Consider the following 17139-nt stretch of genomic DNA (forward strand, 5'->3'; position numbering starts at 1 on the left):
CCACTCCCGGCATGAACGTGGGCTCAGGCCCCACCCAGGACGAGGGCCAGTCGTTCTTCGAGGCGATCGGCGGACACGAGACCTTCGCGCGCATCGTGCACCGCTTCTACCAAGGAGTCGCGAGCGACCCGATCCTGGGCCCCATGTATCCGTCGCACGACATGGAGGGCGCCGAGTGGCGCCTCACCGCCTTCTTGGAGCAGTACTGGGGCGGGCCCACCACCTATTCGGACCAGCGAGGCCACCCGCGACTGCGAATGCGCCATCACGGCTTCCACGTCAATCCCGAGGCACGCGACCACTGGGTCTCCCTCATGCGAGATGCCGTGGCCGAAGAAAACCTCTCCCCTCTTCACGCGGTGACGCTCATGGACTACCTCGAGCGCGCCGCTCACTCGATGATTAACACCTTCGAGCCCACGCCGGGCTCGGACGACAAGGAGAACTGATGGAGCACGTCGAGGACGTCTGGGCGGACCAGGCCGTCGCATCGGGAATGCAGGTTCTCGACCTCCGTCGGCTCGGCGACACCTCCTTCGAGGCGGACTCGCTGCCGATGCCCGGCGGCCGAGCGTACGGCGGCCAGGTGCTCGCGCAGGCTCTGCTCGCCGCAGGACACACCGTCGACGACGAGCGTCACATGCACTCCATGCATGGCTACTTCCTCAGGCCCGGCGACGCCTCACGTCCCATCACCTTCGAGGTCGAGGTGCTGCGCGACGGACGGTCATTCTCGGCCCGGCGCACGCACGCCTTCCAGGACGACAAGCCGATCCTGTCGATGATCGCGTCCTTTCAGCTGCCACAGCCGGGCCCCGACCACCAGGTCACGATGCCTGAGGTGCCGCGTCCCGACGACGTGGTCTCGGCCCTCGACCTGCTCGCCCCGCACGAGGGCCACGCGCGTGCCGACTACTGGCTGAAGCGCACCGCCTTCGACCTGCGCCACATCGAGGGCTCGTTGCTCTTCACGCCCGACGCGAGCCCCAAGCAATACCAGACCACCTGGGTGCGGCTGCGTCGGCCTATCGAGGCCAGTGACCTCGTCCACCGCGCGCTGCTCGCGTTCGGCTGCGACCAGGTCATGCTCGAGCCGCTACTGCGCCGCCATGGCGCGTCATGGATGACGCCCGGGCTGAACTTCGCGAGCCTCGACCACGCGATGTGGTGGCACCGCCCCGCACGCGCCGACGAGTGGCTGCTGTACATGCAGGACGCTCCCACCGCCCAGGGCGGACGCGGTCTCGGCGGCACCTGGATCTTCTCCGAAGACGGCCGGCTCGTCGCCTCCGCCGCGCAGGAGGGCATGTTCCGCCTGCCCGAGTGAGGTCGAGCCGCGCTCAATGCGCGGTCTCTCCTGGCGCGATCACCGCGCGGAACGTGCGCAGCAGGATCACCACATCCGTGATGAGCGACCAGTTCTCCACGTAGTACAGATCGAGCCGGACGGCATGGGCCCAGTCCATACTGCTGCGCCCGCTGACCTGCCACAGCCCGGTAATCCCGGGGCTCGCCAACAGCCTGCGACGCTGCGATCCCGAATAGAGCGCGACCTCCTTCGCGATCTGCGGGCGCGGGCCGACGAGGCTCATCGTGCCACTCAGCACGTTGAACAGTTGCGGCAACTCGTCGAGGGAATACTTGCGCAGGACCCGTCCCGCCGGGGTGATGCGCGGGTCATCCTTGATCTTGAACAGGGGCGTCTCGCAGGTCCCCTGAGCCTTGAGAAGGGCGGCGAGTTCCGTGTCCGCCCCCACGCGCATGGTGCGGAACTTCAGCATCTCAAAGGTGCGCCCACCCAAGCCGATGCGCTGCTGGCGGTACAGGACGGGCCCGGGCCCGGACGCCTTCACGACCAGGGCGACGGCGAGGAGCACCGGAGCCACGAGCACGATGATGCCGAGAGACACGGCGATGTCGAAACAGCGTTTCGTGAGCCTCGCCGAGCGTGTCAGGCGAGGCGTTTCGACGTGAATGAGAGGAAGACCGCAGGCGGGACGCGTACGGATGCGGGGCCCGGCGATGTCGGTGATGCTGGGCGCAAGCATGAGGTGCTGGTGGCCCGACTCGAGTGCCCAACTAATCTCCTTGACGCGTTCGGGCGCGAGCACGTCGGAGCCCGTCACCACTACCGTGTCCGCCCCCGTCGCCGCCAGCTCGCGGCGCACCTGAGCGGCGATTCCCGCGCCGTCGCCCACTGGTTCGCACAAGCCGACCACCCTGAATCCGGCTTGAGGATTGGCGTGGAACTCGTCGCGAATGTTCCGCACCGACGATCCCGAGCCGACTAACAGCACGCGCGTGCTCCACCGCCCGTAGCGGCGCTTGCGCTTGAGCCACGAGCGCCACCAGGCACGTTCGACCATCAGCGCCACGAACCCCAGCGGCATGGCAAGCACGAGCGCCCCTGTCAGCCCCGCCGTCGGCACAAACACGGCGATCACCGCGACCGTCGCCACCACAGTCAAGGTGGCGTCCCACAAGCGTCGGTACTCGGCCATGCCCGCGCCCGTGACCCGGTGGCTTCTCGTGTCGGCCAGGGTGATCGCCGTGAGCCACCCGGCCGCGAGCACGGCACCCGTGAGGAATGGGCGCCAGCTGGGAGCCCCCGTCAGGAGCGCCTCCCATCCCACCATGGCGGCCACCACCACCGTCGTCACGACGAGCGTGTCGGTCACGCGCAGGCGAGCGCGATAGCGGTCGCTCCACCCTGGCGCACTCACGCGCCGGGTCGAGGTCGCCGCGTCGCGAGAGGCACGCGTACCGATGAGACGCGTCAACGCCCCTGGTGAGACGGCCGTAGCCGTGCTTCTGGTTCCTTCAAGCGATTCCGTTGTCGCCACGTGAGTGACTCCCCCCGATGATGTGATCCGGTGGTGCGTGGTGTCCCCCGACATCACGCCCCGCCGGACGCTAGTGCTGGTGCACGGACCTCCCTGGCTCCATGCCTCGTCTCCGCGCCACAGCCCCCTGAGGCGTGGGAGACGTCGGTTCTACCGGCGGCCTGCGTCGCGCAGGAATGGCCTCGCGGTAGACGTCGGTATAGTCCCGCGCCATGCGGGACACGCTGAAGTAGTCGATGCCCTGGCGGGCGCGCCGACGCCACGTCTCGAGCAGCGCCGGGTCCCCCATGAGCGAGCGCATCGCGGCCGCCATCGCGACCGGGTCTGCCGGCGGCACGAGCATTCCCGCGGAGCCCCCGTCGAGGGCCTCCGGAATCCCACCCACCTCCGTCGCCACCACCGCGCACCCGGCCGCGCGCGCCTCGATGATGTTGAGGCCAAAAGGCTCGGCGCGCGCGCCGGTGACGAAGATCTGAGCCTGACTCAGCTGCCGCCATGGCGTGAGGGTCGGGCCGCAGAAATGAGCGCGGTCGGCGAGCCCGAGCGCGGTGGCGAGCGCCTCGAGATCCTCCCGGGCGGGCCCCCATCCGATGACGTTCACGTGCCATTGCGGGAAGTCCTGCGCCACGAGCGCGAATGCACGGATGACGTCGTCGATGCCCTTGCGTCCGTGCAGTCCCGACAGGGTCACCAGGCTCGGGCGCGCGATGTCACCGATCTCGTCGACAGCGATCTCTTCGCGTGCCGACCCCACTACCCCGTTGAGCACCGTGCGGACCCGGTGCGCCGGGAACCCCCGCTCGACCAAGAGGTCGCGCTCGGCTCGGCTCACGGCGACCGTGATCCGCGCGATGCGCATCAGCCGCGAGTGCGCATCGAACGAGTTGTGCATGGTCGTCACGAGCGTCGCGCGGGCGATAAGAGCCACCACCCACCCGATCACAGTCGACGACATCATGTGCGCGTGAACGATGTCGGGGCGCACCCGCCGCGCGACACCCGCGGTGGCAATGAACGCCCGCCACGCGCCGCGCAGCCCGGAGGCCTCGGGGATAGAGAACACGTCGACGCCGTGGCGCCGCAGCACCTCGTCGTACGAGCCCTCACCCGCGACGAACGACACCGCATAGCCATCGCTCGCCTGCGCACAGGCAAGGTCAACCGCGACGTGCACGCTGCCGTTGCCACGCCTGGCGTGTTTCAGGTGGTGCATCACGCGCAGGGGATGCTGCCCGTCAGGGCGCGCGGCAGAACCCATACCGGCGCCGCCCACCGGTGGCGTTGACGAATCTGCCACGTTGGCCCCCCCGAGCCTTCTCCCCCGCCCCCCATACACGCCGTGTGACAAACCTCACAGCGAGGGGCCTGGCGTTGACACTACTACGCGACGGGCTCGCGCGCAGGGGCTGGTTCATCCTGTGCCACGCCGCGCGAGCGCCGCGACCCCATCACGGGCATGGGCACCCCGTTCCGCTGCGCGACGACCGCGCGCGCCAGGATCCCGAGCCCGAGCCACAACACCCCGGAGGTATCGGACAGATCGGGACTCGAGACCACCTTGACCACGAGCGACGCCGTGAGCGCCCAGATCACCGGCGCACAGCTGGAGATCCGCGCCGCGGACAGCACCGTCGTCGCGACGGCGCCGACGAAAAGAAGCGTGCCTATGGTGCCGACGGCGCCGAGCAACGTGAAGATCAGCGACGAGGCCCTCACCGAGCCCAGTCCCATCCCCCAGCCCCAGGTTTCCAGGTACGCCTCGAACGCCAACGCATCGGCGTCGCTGCGGTCGTCGTACGAGTCCGACCCCAGCTTCTCGTCGACCTCGGAGGTGAAGGCATCGAGCAGGTCGGGCGTGAGAAAGATCGCCGCCGCGACAACCGCGAGCGCCACGCACACGGTGAGGACCGAGACCCTCAGGCGCAGCGTGACGAGGCGCACGACGAGCGCCACGAGCGCGCACCCACCCACCACGGCTCCCGCAACGAGAAACGTGGTCGATGTCGACACGAGCCCCAAGAAAATGGCGCCCGCCACCATCGCGAGACTTCCCACCCGGGCCGGTCCCCTCACCCGCACGGCGAACGACGTGAAATAGGCGACGGCGATCATGGACGTTGACGCGAGCGCCGACGGCTCCGAATGGATGCCCCGAAAGCGCGGCACGCCACCGGGCGCCTGCTCGATGTATCGAAACGCCGGCGAATTGGCGAAGACGCCCTCGGGGAACGGCACCCCCGCGTGGATCGACAGGTAGCGCCACAGGGACAAGAGCACGCCAGCGGCGAGAGGTATCGCGAGCAGACTGGTCGTCGTGGTCGTCGAGCGTGCGACAACGATCACGACGACGATGCTGAGCGCGAGATACAACAGTTGCGCCACGTTGGAGATCTCCCAACGCCCGGGCACCAGCAGCCACGCAGGATCCGTCACGGTGCGCGCGCCGGACGCCATGAACGGCGCGACGAGGACCACCAGCACCGCCCACGTGAGCATGATCAGCAACAACCCCACGCCGGGGATACGACCCAGCGGCGGCGAGCCCGGCCGTCCGCGCCGCAGCAGCCACTGTCCGGCGAGCAACACCGCGCCGCCTGCGGCCGTCGCATAGAACGTGGGCAAGGCCTCGCCGCCGACAACCAATGCCGCCCCTGCGGGCGTGACGGCACCCACCGCGAGAGCACGCTCGTAGCGGCCGGAGATAAGCCCATACACGACGGCAATTGCTGTCGTGACCATGAGGACCGACATAGCCGTACGGTAGCGTGCCCCTCAGGGCTGTGGTGGGTAACCGTCTGAGGGAGGTCCAGCCGCGATGGACCTGAGAGACCTATGGCGGGCGCTGAGTCGCCGATGGTGGGCGGTGCTGGGCTGCGTGGCGCTGGCGGGCGTCGCCGCGTACGGCTACCTCGCGGCGACGCCGGCCGTGTACCAGGCATCCTCCGAGATCGTGCTGATCGCGAACTCCCCCACCACCATCGGCGAGACCGCACAAGGGGTCTCCACCACCACGCAGCTCGCGGAGACCGCGGCGACCATCATCGACTCGCCTGCGCTCCTCGAGGCGGCCGCCACTGACGAGCTTTCCGCCCAGCAGCTCGCGGACATGATCTCCGTGGCGTCGCGGACGCTGACGTCGACGATCGACATCGTGGCGATGAGCGACTCCCCCGCTGCCGCGGCCCAAGCCGCCAATGCCGCGGCCCAAGCAGCCAGGGACGAGCTGCCCGCACTGCTCGGCGCCGATGGCGAAAGTGGCGACCTGCCGCTCGCCGTGACGGTGCTACGGGAGGCCTCGGAGCCGTCGGCGCCGTTTTCGCCCGACGCCAAGGGCGTCATGGTGATCGCCGTCGCACTCGGGCTGTGCGGAGGCATCGCGGCTGCGCTCGTGATCGACGTCCTCCGGCGCCGCCCCGCGTAGTCACGGGCCGCGGACGCGAATCTCCGCTCGCCCGGCACCTCGCCTGACTTTGAGGTAACGTCGGCGCCAGGAGATCACACACAACGGTGCGGCCGGGGGGCCGCGAACCGTGAGCCGGGGGGCATCATGATCATCCAGGGGGGACGTGTGCCATGCGTGGCGCACAACAGGCACGTCGTGCCGACGCGCGCTCACACGCTCGCTCACATGGCGAGGAGTGCGCCATGACAGGGGTACTGGTCCACGAGTGGATTGCGCAGTCCGGCGGCAGCGAGAACGTGCTCGAGGCCATGGGGAAGGTCTACCCCGACGCCCAGATTGTGTGCCTGTGGAACGACTCGCGCGGGCGATTTGAGGACGAGCGCGTCCGCGAGACCTGGCTCGCCCGTTCCCCCTTGCGCCGCAGTAAGGCCGCCGCGCTGCCCTTCATGCCCCTGACGTGGAGGACCCTTCGCGATCGTGACTACGAATGGGCGCTCGTGAGCTCCCACCTGTTCGCGCATCACGTCACGTTCCGCGACCCCGGAATCGATCGCCACGTGTACGTCCATACGCCCGCGCGCTACATCTGGAATCCCGAACTCGACGCGCGCGGAGCCACCGCCCCCGCGCGGGCGATCGCGGTGGCATTCAAGGGCGTGGACCGCAGGCGCGCGCGTGAGGGCGCACAGTTCGCTGCCAACAGCGAGTTTGTGCGTCGCCGGATCGCCCGGGCCTGGGGGGTCGACGCGCGCGTGATCCACCCGCCGGTCGAGGTCACCGCAATCCAGTCGCGCTCATGGGTCGAAGAGCTGACCGACGCCGAGCGGGAGCAGTACGACTCCCTGCCCGACGCGTTCGTGCTCGGCGCGTCGCGCTTCATCCCCTACAAGCGGCTCGACCTCGTCATTCGCGCCGGAGAGATCACGCACACACCCGTCGTACTCGCCGGGCGCGGCCCCGAACGGACTCACCTCGAACGCCGTGCGGCCGATGCCACGGTCCCGGTGACCTTCGTCCACAGCCCCAGCGACGCCTTCCTGCGCGCGCTGTATGCGAAGGCCTTGGTGTACGTGTTCCCCGCGATCGAGGACTTCGGGATTATGCCGGTCGAGGCGATGGCGGCGGGCTGCCCCGTCGTCGGTCAGTCCCTCGGCGGCACCGCCGAAAGCGTCGTGCCAGGAGCATCAGGGGCGCTCACCCGCTTCGACGATGACGACGACATCGCCCGCGCGATGAATCTCGCGCTCACCGCGAATCGCGAGGTGGTGGCCGCCCACGCCCGCGCGTACGCGCGGGAAAGGTTCAACGAGCAGATCCGTGAGTGGGTGGGGCGATGAGCGCGGTCGTGGTCAACGGAGCCTTCCGCTCACAACGCGTGACGGGCCAGCAGCGCTATGCCACGGAAATCGCCAACCGGCTACTGCGACGTGAGGGCGTCGTCGAGGCCCGCCCCCGCGGGAGATGGGAAGGCTCGGCGGAGCGCGAGTGGGCATGGACCCTCGCGCGATTGCCTCGCCTTGCCGCGGGATCCACGCTCGTATCGCTGACCTCGCGAGCGCCCCTGTCGCAGGCGCAGGCGCTGGCCGTCCACGACCTCTTCATCCTCACCCACCCCGAGTGGTACTCGCGTCGCTACATCGCGACGCATGTGCCTGTGCTGCGGGCGCAGTTGCGTCGCGCGGAGGTCATCATTGCCGTCAGCGAACCCGCCGCCGAGGAGATCCATGCCGCGGTGGGACGCGAGGCGATCGTGGCACCCAACGCCCCGAGCGACGTGTTCAGGTCGGTACCGACCGGCTCGATCGATCCCTATGGCCTCACGCCAGGCGACTACCTCCTCACGGTCGGCAGCCTCGACCCGCGCAAGAACCTCGACCGCCTGGCCCAGGCGTACGGCGCGCTGGGCGACGCCACGCGCCGGACCCACCCGCTCGTCGTGGTCGGCGCGAGCGCATCGATCTACCGCGAGTCGTCCACCACATGGCCCACCGGCATGAGAGCGCTCGGATACGTTCCCGACGAGGACCTCGCGGCTCTGTACCGCCACGCGCGCGCCGTGCTCTTCCCCTCCCTCGCGGAGGGATTTGGGCTGCCGCTGGTCGAGGCTGCCGCGGCGGGCGCACGCCATGTGGTCATCTCCGACCTGGCCGTGTTCCGGTGGATCTGCGGCGACAGCGCCACCTACGTGGACCCAGGCTCGGCCGGCTCCATCACCGAGGGCCTCACCGCGGCCGTCGCGGACGATGGCCCGGCGCCCGCGGTGGATCTGACGCGCTTCACCTGGGATGGCTCCGCGTCGCGCATCGCGGACGCGCTCGGGCTGGCGAAGGTCGCAGCATGACGCGGTCAGGCACGACGCCACCACTGAGCAGCGCCGTCATCCTCGCCTCGGCGGGGCGCCCCGCTTTGCTTGCCCAGGCGATGGCGCACGTCGAGCACCAAAGCATGGTGCCGCGCGAGCGCATCCTGTCGGTGCCCGAGGCGTCGAGCCTGCCGGCGAGCACCGCGGGCTGGACGGTCGTCACCGGGACCACGGGCCTCGCCGCCCAACGCAATGCCGGCCTCGACGCGCTCGCCAGTGACGCGGATGTCGTCGTCTTCTTCGACGACGACGCCGTGCCGCGCGCCGACTACCTCGCCCAGGCGCTGAGTGCCTTCGCCCGCTGGCCCGACCTTGTCGGCCTGACCGGGAGGGTGCTTCTCGACGGGGCCGCGCACTCGTCCGGAGAAGTGTCGGTCGCGACGGCCGATGCCACACTCGCCCGGTCGTGGGAGGAGGCACCCGTCGGGGTGAGACACCCCCGGCGCACGCTCTACGGCTGCAACTTCGCGTATCGCCTCGCGGCGGCGCCGACGCTGCGCTTCGACGCTCGGTTACCCCTGTATTCGTGGCTTGAGGACCACGACTTTGCCCGCCGTCTCATGCGCCACGGGGCGCTCGCTGCCGTCGACGACTGTGTGGTGGTCCACCGCGGCGCGGATTCAGGAGGCCGTACCAACCATGTGCGCCTGGGCTACTCCCAGCTGATGAACCCGGTGCACCTCGCACGTTCAGGCAGCTTCCCCGCCTGGCTCGCCGGCTGGGAGATCGCCCGGCCCACAGCGAAGAACCTCGCCTATGCAGTCGCCGGGGCCCAGTCGCCGTGGCGACGCGAACGCCTGCGAGGCAACCTCATGGGCCTTGCGGATGCGCTGCGCGGACGCGACACCCCCGAACGCATTGTCGAGCTATGAACGGCGCACCGCCCGCGTACCGCCGTGGGCGCCTTACCGTCATCCTCGTTGCGGTGGTGGCCGTGCTCCTCGCCGCGGCCACGGCGGTCTGGTGGCTGGGCCGCGCAGGCCCGCCCACCGATATCGCCGTGACGGCCTCGTCCACGCTGCCTGGCACGAGCGCCCAGGCGCTCGTCGAGCGCGCACGGGCGACGCCCGCACCGTCGGTCAGTGCCGCCACCGCCCCCGTGAGGGCCACGCGTACCGCGACGTGGGCGGCCGACGGCGAGACCAGCGGCGCATGGGTGAGGCTCGCCTGGGCAGACCCGACCGCCGTCAGCCGCATCCGCATCGACGGCGCCGGCGGCTCGTATACGTCCGCCGTCGTCGAGTTTGACGACGGTAGCGCGGTCCAAGTCACGCCCGATGGCGACGGAGACGTTCTGGTCGATATCGAGCGGCGGACCGCGCGCACCGCGACCCTGCGCTTCGCGAGCTTTGCAGCGACGGCCACGTCCGTGGGCCTGCACGCCTTCCTCATCGACGACGGCGGCGCGGAGGTGCGCCAGCCCAGTGGCGCCACGGTCACCAGTTCACGCGGCGCCGCCCCCCAAGTCGCGGATGGCGATATCGCGACGGGAGACACCGGAGCCGCGTGGGTCTCCACGGGGGCCGATGCATGGGTCGCCTACTCGTGGGACAGCCCGGTCGCGATCTCGAGCGTCCAGGTGGCCGCCCGAGACCAGGAGTCCACCGGAGCGACCCTCCACTTTGGCGACGGCAGCAGCGTGCCCGTCGCCGGCATCGGCCCCGCTCCTCCACCCGTCACCACGGTCGCCTTCACACCCCGCACCGTGACATCGATGCGGCTGGAGCTCGACTCGGCCACGACGATCGTCGAGGAGTTCGTGCCGTACGGATCGGAGGCGACGCCGCCGGTATGGCCCGTCAGCGGCGGCATCGACGTCACGGCGGTCGACGGCGCCGAGTGCTCGGCGCCACCGACTCCCGCCACTGCCTCGGCAAGCCCGCGGCTCAGCCTCGTGTGCCCCGCTGTGGGAGCACGGGTCGGCCCCGAGGCCACCATCGTGATCACCGGCCCCCCTGGACAAGTGGTCAGCGCCACAGCCTGGATCCCCGACGACTCGGGCGGAGAGACGACAGATGTAGCGGCGAGCGTCGTGGAGAGCACGGGCATCGCGACCCTCACCTTTCCCACCACGGACCTTCCCCATGGCCCCTTCGCGGTGCGCCTCGACACGCCGGGTGCCACGGCGCCGATGTACGTGCAACTGGTCAACGAGGCAGGCGAGGTCGTCACGGCCGAGTCGTCCGCGCCGCAGGGCGCGACCATGCAGTTTGTCGAGGAGTTCGACTCTCCCCTGTCGGTGACATGGGACGGTGCGGACGCGACGTATGCGGGCACCAAGCCCGCCGGCGACACGGGTTCGGAATTCGGTGAGGCCGTCTTCGTCGATCCCGCCCAAGGCAAGGAGTTACTCGCGACCGATGAGGGGTGGCTGCGCATCCGCGTCGCGCCTCTCGATGACGAGGATCCGTGGGGTTGGGATCGTCAGTTCGGCAGCGGGTTGCTGTCGTCGACATCGGTCGGAGGGGCCGGTTTTTCCGCGCAGTACGGGTATTTTGAGGCACGCATGCTGGCCCCCGCGGGCCGGGGCACATGGCCCGCCTTCTGGATGCTCGACACCGGCAGCGCCGTGAACCCCGAGGGCCCCGCGGGCGAGGTCGATGCCGTCGAGCTGTACGGCCACAATCCCGCTGGCTCGTGCCACTCGGCTCACAACTGGCCCGAGGGCTCTGGAGACGTCACTGGCACCCCCTGTCTCGAGGACAACGGGCACGGAGACTGGGCGCTGACTTGGCACACCTACGGCGTGCGCATCCGGCCCGGCGGGGCGGAGTACTTCATCGACGGCGACCATGTCGCGACGCAAGACGGGTTAATCCGCGACTCGCTGCCGTACTTCTTCATGATCAACCTCGCGCTTGGCGGCGGGTGGCCCGTCGCGCTCGACGGCACCGGCGGCGTCGCTGACCTCTATGTGGACTGGATTCGCGTGTCCACGTAAGTCACGCGGGCGCACCGGCGGGTACCGCGGGGGCCGCGCCCTGGCGAAACCGCGCGTCGATGAGACGGCGTGCGACGGGCATCGGCGCGAGCAACGTCGCCACCGACCACCCCGCCACGAGAACGCGAAGGCCAACCGATTCGGGACCCGGGGCAAACGGAGCCGCGAGCGCGTCACGCAGCATGCGCGCACGCGAATCCGTCGGGATGGGCCGTTCATCGGGTCTCAGGCGTTGGTGCGCGACCCTCAACTGAAGCAAGTGACGGCCGCGAAAGAGGGGACGGAGGCCGTCAGACGGGCGCCCCGCCACGTCGAGGGCGAACAGGTGGCGGCGATACGCCTGGTCAATTTGCTCACCGAAGCGTGCGTCGTCGATCAGGAGAAAGCTGCGGTTATCACCGTGCTGGCGGTAGCGCACCAACGGGGTCGGCAGGCTGACCACGTCGCCCAGAAAGGGGGCGGCGGCGAGGGTCGAGGCATCGGTATCCTCGCCGCACCGGTCCGTCAAGGGAAAAAGCTGCTCAAGGAACGATCGCGCATACGCGTTGCCCGAGCCCGGAGGGGTGGGGTACGCGGCCGTCCGTACCATCCACCGGCGCACCTGCTGCGGCGTGGGCGGCGGGTCGAGCACGGGGAACACGCCGCCCGACGGCCTGCCATGAGCATCGATCCTCGTCATCGGGAACTGCACTTTGCTCACGCCGTCGCGCCACGCCCGAGCAACCTCCTCAGCCACCGACGGCTCGAGCACGTCGTCCGAGTCGAGGAAGATCACCACGTCTCCCGTCGAGGCGGCGAACCCGGCGTTGCACGCCGCACGCGGGCCCGCGTTGTCCTGGAAAATCGACGTAATGCGCTCGCCGTAGGACGCGATGATGTCGCGTGAGCCGTCCGTGGAACCGTCGTCGACCACGACGACCTCGACATCGGGCCACCGGATCGCGAGGGCGCTGTCGATCGCGGCACCCACGAACGCCTCGTAGTTGTAGTTCGGCATGACCACGCTAAGTCGGCGCATCGGATCTCCCCCATCACGACATGCGCGCGCGGCGAGCCCCCCCGGCGTCGCCATCACGATGCTCACAGTTTAGCGACGCCGCGCACTCGTGCGCAGGGCGAAAGGGCACCTTGGCTCTACCGATGGCATGGGCAAGCATCCTCCCCTACTGTGAGAAGCATCGGCCGACGGGGGGAGGCGGAGATGACTGCTGTTTCCGACGCGTCTCCCGGCTACCGCCGCGCGACAGTCCTCATGACCTCCACGAGCATGCTCGTGCCACTCGGTGGGCTCGTCACCGCGCCGGTGCTCGCCCAGGGCCTTGGCGCCGCCGGTCGCGGCGAGCTCGCCGCGGCTCTCGCTCCGGCGACCCTCATGCTCGGCGTCGCCACGCTCGGCCTGCCCGAGGCCCTCACCTTCTTCATCGCCAAACGCCCCAGCATCACGCGCCGCGCACTCGGATGGGCGACGCTCGCCACCGTCGGGCTCGGCGCTGTGAGCGTCGCACTCGTGTGGACGCTGCTGCCGTTCCTTTCGGCCGGCGACCCGGACTTGGCGCGGCTGATCCTCGTGGCGACCATCTGGAACGTGCCGGCACTCGTGGTCGCCGTGCTGCGCGGGGCGGCCACGGGGCGGCAATGGTGGGGGCTCGTCGCGTGGGAACGCATCGCGCTCACCGTTGCGCGGGTGGGCGTGCTGTTCGCGCTCCTGCTCGCAGAGCGACTCACGGTCGAGACCGCCGTGCTCGCGAGCGTCATCATGCCGGTCCTTTCGGGCCTCGTCTATGTCGCCCTTCTGCGACGCCCGCCCGCGGGAGACGACCACGAGGTCGACGATCCCCGCATCGCCGCCCCGATGTTCCGCTACGGCACCGTGGTGTGGCTCGGCAGCATCGCGAGCATGGTGATCGGCCGGCTCGCCGGGCTGCTCATGCTTCCCATGGCGGGTGCCGAGGCACTCGGCCTGTACACGGTCGCGACCACCATCGCGGACGTGCCTTTGGTGGTGGCCCTCGCCGTCCAGGGAACCCTCTTCGGAGTCAGCAGTCGAGCATCCGATGCCAGTCGCGTGACGGCCACCTCGCGCATCTCCCTTCTCGTCGGCCTGACCGGCGTCACCGTGATGGGAGCGAGCCTTCCGTGGTGGCTCGGCCCGCTCTTCGGCGAGGAGTTCATGGCAGCAGCGTGGCCCACGGTGATCTTGCTGACCTCTGCCGTGGTGCTCGTTCCCGGACTGATGGCGTCCAGCGGGCTCGCGGCGTGGGGGCGGCCCGCACTGCGGTCAGCGGCCCTCGTCGCCTCTCTCGTCGTGCACCTCGCGACGTTCCTCCTCTTCGTCCCCGCATGGGGGGCCTGGGGCGCGGCGTGGTCGGGAATCGCGGGGACCACGGCGTTGACGGCAATCTCGGTCCTCGCTGGCGCACGGGTGCTCGGCGTGAGTTCCCGCGCCTTCCTTGTCCCCGGGCGCGCTGACATGATCCTGGCGAAGGACGAGGTCGCAGCGCTCCTTGAGCGCCTCACCGGCCGACGCTGACGCACGGCGAGATGCGCGCCGGCGAGAGGTCGGCGCTCACGCCGTGGCGGCGACGTCCTCCGTCCTCACCGCGAGCGCGCTCAGGCGCCCCCACAGGGTGCCGGCCTCGTCCTCGATGCGCCCAGCCACCTCCGCGCCCAGCCGTGCGCGCCAGGCATCGGCGACGGCGCGGCTATCGCGCTGGAGTGCATGCTGACGGTGCTGTGCGGGGTCAACCTGTGACGAGGTGCTGTCTGCGATCACCTTGCGTTCGATGCGAGGCGTCCACGTGAGGCCCAGGCGCCCAAACAGCGCACGGTACTGATCGACGGGCGCCTCGCACACGTTCTCGTGCGACATGTAGATCCAGTCCGGATGGAGGTCACGCAAGGCGAGTGCCGCGTGCGCGAAGAGCTTCCACTGAAGAATCAACGCCCCCAGGCGATCGTCGGGGTCGTGTCGATAGCGGGTGATCTCCGACTCAAGAGGCGGGGCGAACCGATCGACGATCCCGGGCTGCCGGAGCAGCGAATCGACCTCGCACGGCCACCCCAGTTTGAGGTAACTGCTGATCATTCCCGCGGGATGACGCACCATCATCACAACGCGTGCGCCGTACTGCGCCTCGAGCCACTCCGCCGCGAAGAACGCCAGAGGGTCCTTGACGAGGGTGCGGCGCGCTCCCACGTATCGTCCTGGAGCGCGCACCGCCTCATGAACCGCAAGATGGGACGGCAACTCGCTGCGGAACCCCGTGCCCAGGCGCGCCGCCCTGGCCGTGGCACGCACGCGCGACCCCAGTCGCCCCATGTCCACGAGCGTCGCCACGTCGGCAATCGCATCGGCCGGCGCCGTGGGGTCCACGTACTGGTAGCGCTCGGAGACGCGCAATGGGTGGGGAGCCTCATCGTTGAACGGCTCGTACAGATAGAAGACCTCCGACGCCGCCCCCACCGTCGACCCGACCCACGTGGTGCCCGAGCGCGGACAGCCCGTCACCACGATGGGCGGCGCCGCTCGCCGCGCGCTCATGCCCGCGCCCCAAAGCGGCGATCCGGCGCGGGTGCCGTGGACCGCGCAACGAGGGCGCGCACCGGCTCGACCAGCGCCGCGCAGACATCCTCATGCATCTGCGGGGACGGATAGTAGGGATTATCCGTGCGCACCTCAGCGAGGTCGGGACGGTCCCTGCCGTAGTCGACGGAGATGCGCTCGCCCGTGAATCGGCTCAGGAGCGGCTGCGGTGAGCCACGGTCCGTGACGCAACGCACGTACGCGTCTGCCCACGGGCGCACCGCGCGCACCATGCTGGGGGTCACCAGCTGCGGGTAGTCGCCGAACATCGCATTGACGTCGTCGTAGCGCTGCCACCACCATGCCGCCTTCGGCGTGCGGTGAAGCCAGGTCCTGCGCTTGGAGAACCACAGCACCACGGTGGGCGCGGTGATGGCGCTCATGAGTTCGCCATAACTGTCGACCCACGCGGTGCGCGTTTCGTCGAGCACCCTCACCACCTCACGCGGGCCCTTCACCACCCGCCATGCCTTGCGTAGTGAGCCGGGCAGCCGACGAAGATGACCGTCATGCTCGGCGAGCAGCCCCGCGTAGGCATGCGCAGCAGAAACCTGTTGGCCCGTCGTGCGGTCGGTCAGGAGTTCGAGGCCGCCGCTGGCGAAACGGCTGTTGTCCTCGCTCCGTGCAGACATCACCTGCACGACGACCGCCGCGGCACCGTTAATGAGCGGCAAGAGTTCCGGATGGCGAACGTAGAACCGTGGGCCCGCCCCGCCATAGCCGAGGTTCACGACCGGCATGCCGAGTTCGGCCTCGAGTAGTTGCGGGTACGGCTGGGTGACAAAGCACCCAAACGTCTGTGCCGCACCCAGACACACCACGTACCGGCCGCGTTCGAGCGCCCGCGGCCGCGGTCCCCGGAACCACAGTTGCGACCCGCCATGTTGATACATCTCGTAGTCGACGACGTCCCAGTCGCGGGCCTGATATCCCGACAAGTGATCGGCCATGTCAGTGCCTCCCCTCCGGCACGAGTACCTGCGGTTGTTGCGCGAGGAAGGCGCGATATGCCCGCTCACACGCCGCGTCGCCAAAGAGGTCCACGGCCGTGGTGGTGAGGTCGACGTCACGCAGGGTGTTCCACCGCCGCAGCATGTCCTCGACGGCATCGGCCAACCGCGAGTCGTTTTCGAACGCCATCACGCCGTCGGCCTGGCTTGCCACCCAGTCGATGAAGGGGCTGCGGCGGGCGAGCACCATGCGCACGCGCCCCACTCCCGCAAAGAACGCCCCGGACACGAGGTTGGCGCCTTCGCGATGCGGCAACAGCAACACATCCTGGTCGCCCAACGTGTCGAAGAACTCGGCGTCAGACAGGAACCGATCCTGAATCGCGACGTTGCCGGCCAGCCCGCGCCGCGCGACGATCTCGTGAAGCCTCGCGACGTACTCACCGTCGCCGCGCCCCGCGATGAGCAGAGGCGCGTCCGGTGGCCACACGTCGAGCACCTCGGCGAGGCGCTTGTATGGACGGATCGCGCCCATCGCCGCGAAGTGCGGTACGTCGCGGTCGTGGGGAGGGGGCGCTTCGACGGGCTCGCTGTACAGCGGGTGTGGCAGATAGTGAGCGCCATAGTGCTCGGCGAAGCTCGGGTCGTGGACCACCCTGGCATCGGCCACCCATCTCAGGAGGCGTACCGCAGCGCGTGAGAGCCAACGCAAGGAATCCTTGACGTCATGCACCTCGTGGTCGTGCACCACATGCACGACCCGTGCGCGTGCGGTGATCAGAATTGCGGTGTAGGCAAGGAACTCGGCCAGTCCCCTGATGCTCACTCCGCGAGACTTCACGCCCACCTTGAACACCCGGTTTTCGAGCCAATGCACCATGACGGTGTTCTCTCGCGCCCACAGCCCCCCGCATCGGCCCATGAGCACCGCTGTGAGACACAACGGACGCGGCTCGTAGCCACACCGAGCCACCATGTCGATCTGGCGCGAGATGTACGCGTTCTCCGTATTGGTGAACGGGTTCACAAAAACGATCGATTGCATGAGCGCCTACCT

Annotated in this window: 15 protein-coding genes; 8 read left to right on the top strand and 7 right to left on the bottom strand. The window is 69.3% G+C overall.

The window, feature by feature from the left end; all coding sequences use genetic code 11:
• Positions 1 to 11 precede the first annotated feature (11 nt).
• Both B7K24_RS10835 and B7K24_RS10840 read left to right on the top strand, forming a co-directional pair.
• Positions 12 to 449 (top strand): globin, encoded by a 438-nt coding sequence (locus tag B7K24_RS10835; RefSeq protein WP_084130425.1) that lies wholly within the window; start codon positions 12 to 14, stop codon positions 447 to 449.
• A complete protein-coding gene (locus B7K24_RS10840) occupies positions 449 to 1327 on the top strand; it encodes an acyl-CoA thioesterase II (protein WP_144268261.1) in 879 nt (292 codons plus the stop codon). The genes B7K24_RS10835 and B7K24_RS10840 overlap by 1 nt, the downstream gene beginning before the upstream one ends.
• A gap of 13 nt (positions 1328 to 1340) precedes the next feature.
• Here the strand turns inward: B7K24_RS10840 and B7K24_RS10845 are convergent, their stop codons facing one another.
• The 3 genes from B7K24_RS10845 to B7K24_RS10855 all read right to left on the bottom strand — a co-directional run bounded on the left by B7K24_RS10845 (position 1341) and on the right by B7K24_RS10855 (position 5594).
• The gene (locus B7K24_RS10845; protein WP_159449230.1) at positions 1341 to 2678 is read right to left on the bottom strand and encodes a sugar transferase; all 1338 of its coding nucleotides are present in this window, start codon (positions 2676 to 2678) and stop codon (positions 1341 to 1343) included.
• A gap of 235 nt (positions 2679 to 2913) precedes the next feature.
• Entirely contained in the window at positions 2914 to 4056 is a 1143-nt protein-coding gene (locus B7K24_RS10850) for a glycosyltransferase (protein WP_159449231.1), read from the bottom strand.
• Between the two features lie 167 nt (positions 4057 to 4223).
• Entirely contained in the window at positions 4224 to 5594 is a 1371-nt protein-coding gene (locus tag B7K24_RS10855; protein ID WP_084130352.1) for a hypothetical protein, read from the bottom strand.
• 64 nt (positions 5595 to 5658) lie between these two features.
• Between B7K24_RS10855 and B7K24_RS10860 the strand changes: the two genes are divergently transcribed.
• From B7K24_RS10860 to B7K24_RS10880, 5 genes are all read left to right on the top strand, one after another.
• Positions 5659 to 6264, top strand: a complete 606-nt coding sequence (locus B7K24_RS10860; protein WP_084130353.1) for a YveK family protein — start codon at positions 5659 to 5661, stop codon at positions 6262 to 6264.
• A gap of 224 nt (positions 6265 to 6488) precedes the next feature.
• The gene (locus tag B7K24_RS10865; protein ID WP_084130354.1) at positions 6489 to 7583 is read left to right on the top strand and encodes a glycosyltransferase; all 1095 of its coding nucleotides are present in this window, start codon (positions 6489 to 6491) and stop codon (positions 7581 to 7583) included.
• Positions 7580 to 8587, top strand: coding sequence for a glycosyltransferase family 1 protein (locus B7K24_RS10870; RefSeq protein ID WP_084130426.1), 1008 nt, complete (start codon positions 7580 to 7582; stop codon positions 8585 to 8587). The genes B7K24_RS10865 and B7K24_RS10870 overlap by 4 nt, the downstream gene beginning before the upstream one ends.
• The gene (locus B7K24_RS10875; RefSeq protein WP_084130355.1) at positions 8584 to 9480 is read left to right on the top strand and encodes a glycosyltransferase family 2 protein; all 897 of its coding nucleotides are present in this window, start codon (positions 8584 to 8586) and stop codon (positions 9478 to 9480) included. Before B7K24_RS10870 ends, B7K24_RS10875 begins: the two co-directional genes overlap by 4 nt.
• The gene (locus B7K24_RS10880) at positions 9477 to 11549 is read left to right on the top strand and encodes a family 16 glycosylhydrolase (protein ID WP_084130356.1); all 2073 of its coding nucleotides are present in this window, start codon (positions 9477 to 9479) and stop codon (positions 11547 to 11549) included. Before B7K24_RS10875 ends, B7K24_RS10880 begins: the two co-directional genes overlap by 4 nt.
• A gap of 1 nt (position 11550) precedes the next feature.
• Here B7K24_RS10880 and B7K24_RS10885 read toward each other — a convergent pair whose 3' ends face one another.
• Positions 11551 to 12567 carry a glycosyltransferase gene (locus B7K24_RS10885; RefSeq protein WP_084130357.1) on the bottom strand — a complete coding sequence of 339 codons (1017 nt, stop codon included), beginning with the start codon at positions 12565 to 12567 and terminating at the stop codon, positions 11551 to 11553.
• A 183-nt stretch (positions 12568 to 12750) separates the two neighbouring features.
• Here B7K24_RS10885 and B7K24_RS10890 point away from each other — a divergent pair, with 183 nt between their 5' ends.
• Positions 12751 to 14079, top strand: a complete 1329-nt coding sequence (locus B7K24_RS10890; protein WP_084130358.1) for an oligosaccharide flippase family protein — start codon at positions 12751 to 12753, stop codon at positions 14077 to 14079.
• Between the two features lie 36 nt (positions 14080 to 14115).
• Here B7K24_RS10890 and B7K24_RS10895 read toward each other — a convergent pair whose 3' ends face one another.
• The 3 genes from B7K24_RS10895 to B7K24_RS10905 are packed head-to-tail and all read right to left on the bottom strand — an operon-like array spanning position 14116 to position 17127.
• Positions 14116 to 15090: a sulfotransferase gene (locus B7K24_RS10895; protein WP_084130359.1), complete on the bottom strand. Its 975-nt coding sequence runs from the start codon at positions 15088 to 15090 to the stop codon at positions 14116 to 14118.
• Positions 15087 to 16082, bottom strand: a complete 996-nt coding sequence (locus B7K24_RS10900; protein ID WP_084130360.1) for a DUF6473 family protein — start codon at positions 16080 to 16082, stop codon at positions 15087 to 15089. Before B7K24_RS10900 ends, B7K24_RS10895 begins: the two co-directional genes overlap by 4 nt.
• A gap of 1 nt (position 16083) precedes the next feature.
• Complete coding sequence (locus B7K24_RS10905) at positions 16084 to 17127, bottom strand: hypothetical protein (RefSeq protein ID WP_084130361.1); 1044 nt, start codon at positions 17125 to 17127, stop codon at positions 16084 to 16086.
• Positions 17128 to 17139 lie beyond the last annotated feature (12 nt).

This window comes from Demequina sp. NBRC 110055 (assembly GCF_002090135.1).
Classification (GTDB): Bacteria; Actinomycetota; Actinomycetes; order Actinomycetales; family Demequinaceae; genus Demequina.

Coding starts and splice junctions, on each gene's coding strand:
- B7K24_RS10835 (WP_084130425.1), top strand. CDS start 12: ATGAACGTGGGCTCAGGCCCCACCCAGGACGAGGGCCAGTCGTTCTTC.
- B7K24_RS10840 (WP_144268261.1), top strand. CDS start 449: ATGGAGCACGTCGAGGACGTCTGGGCGGACCAGGCCGTCGCATCGGGA.
- B7K24_RS10850 (WP_159449231.1), bottom strand. CDS start 4,056: ATGCACCACCTGAAACACGCCAGGCGTGGCAACGGCAGCGTGCACGTC.
- B7K24_RS10855 (WP_084130352.1), bottom strand. CDS start 5,594: ATGTCGGTCCTCATGGTCACGACAGCAATTGCCGTCGTGTATGGGCTT.
- B7K24_RS10860 (WP_084130353.1), top strand. CDS start 5,659: ATGGACCTGAGAGACCTATGGCGGGCGCTGAGTCGCCGATGGTGGGCG.
- B7K24_RS10865 (WP_084130354.1), top strand. CDS start 6,489: ATGACAGGGGTACTGGTCCACGAGTGGATTGCGCAGTCCGGCGGCAGC.
- B7K24_RS10870 (WP_084130426.1), top strand. CDS start 7,580: ATGAGCGCGGTCGTGGTCAACGGAGCCTTCCGCTCACAACGCGTGACG.
- B7K24_RS10875 (WP_084130355.1), top strand. CDS start 8,584: ATGACGCGGTCAGGCACGACGCCACCACTGAGCAGCGCCGTCATCCTC.
- B7K24_RS10880 (WP_084130356.1), top strand. CDS start 9,477: ATGAACGGCGCACCGCCCGCGTACCGCCGTGGGCGCCTTACCGTCATC.
- B7K24_RS10885 (WP_084130357.1), bottom strand. CDS start 12,567: ATGCGCCGACTTAGCGTGGTCATGCCGAACTACAACTACGAGGCGTTC.
- B7K24_RS10890 (WP_084130358.1), top strand. CDS start 12,751: ATGACTGCTGTTTCCGACGCGTCTCCCGGCTACCGCCGCGCGACAGTC.
- B7K24_RS10895 (WP_084130359.1), bottom strand. CDS start 15,090: ATGAGCGCGCGGCGAGCGGCGCCGCCCATCGTGGTGACGGGCTGTCCG.
- B7K24_RS10900 (WP_084130360.1), bottom strand. CDS start 16,082: ATGGCCGATCACTTGTCGGGATATCAGGCCCGCGACTGGGACGTCGTC.
- B7K24_RS10905 (WP_084130361.1), bottom strand. CDS start 17,127: ATGCAATCGATCGTTTTTGTGAACCCGTTCACCAATACGGAGAACGCG.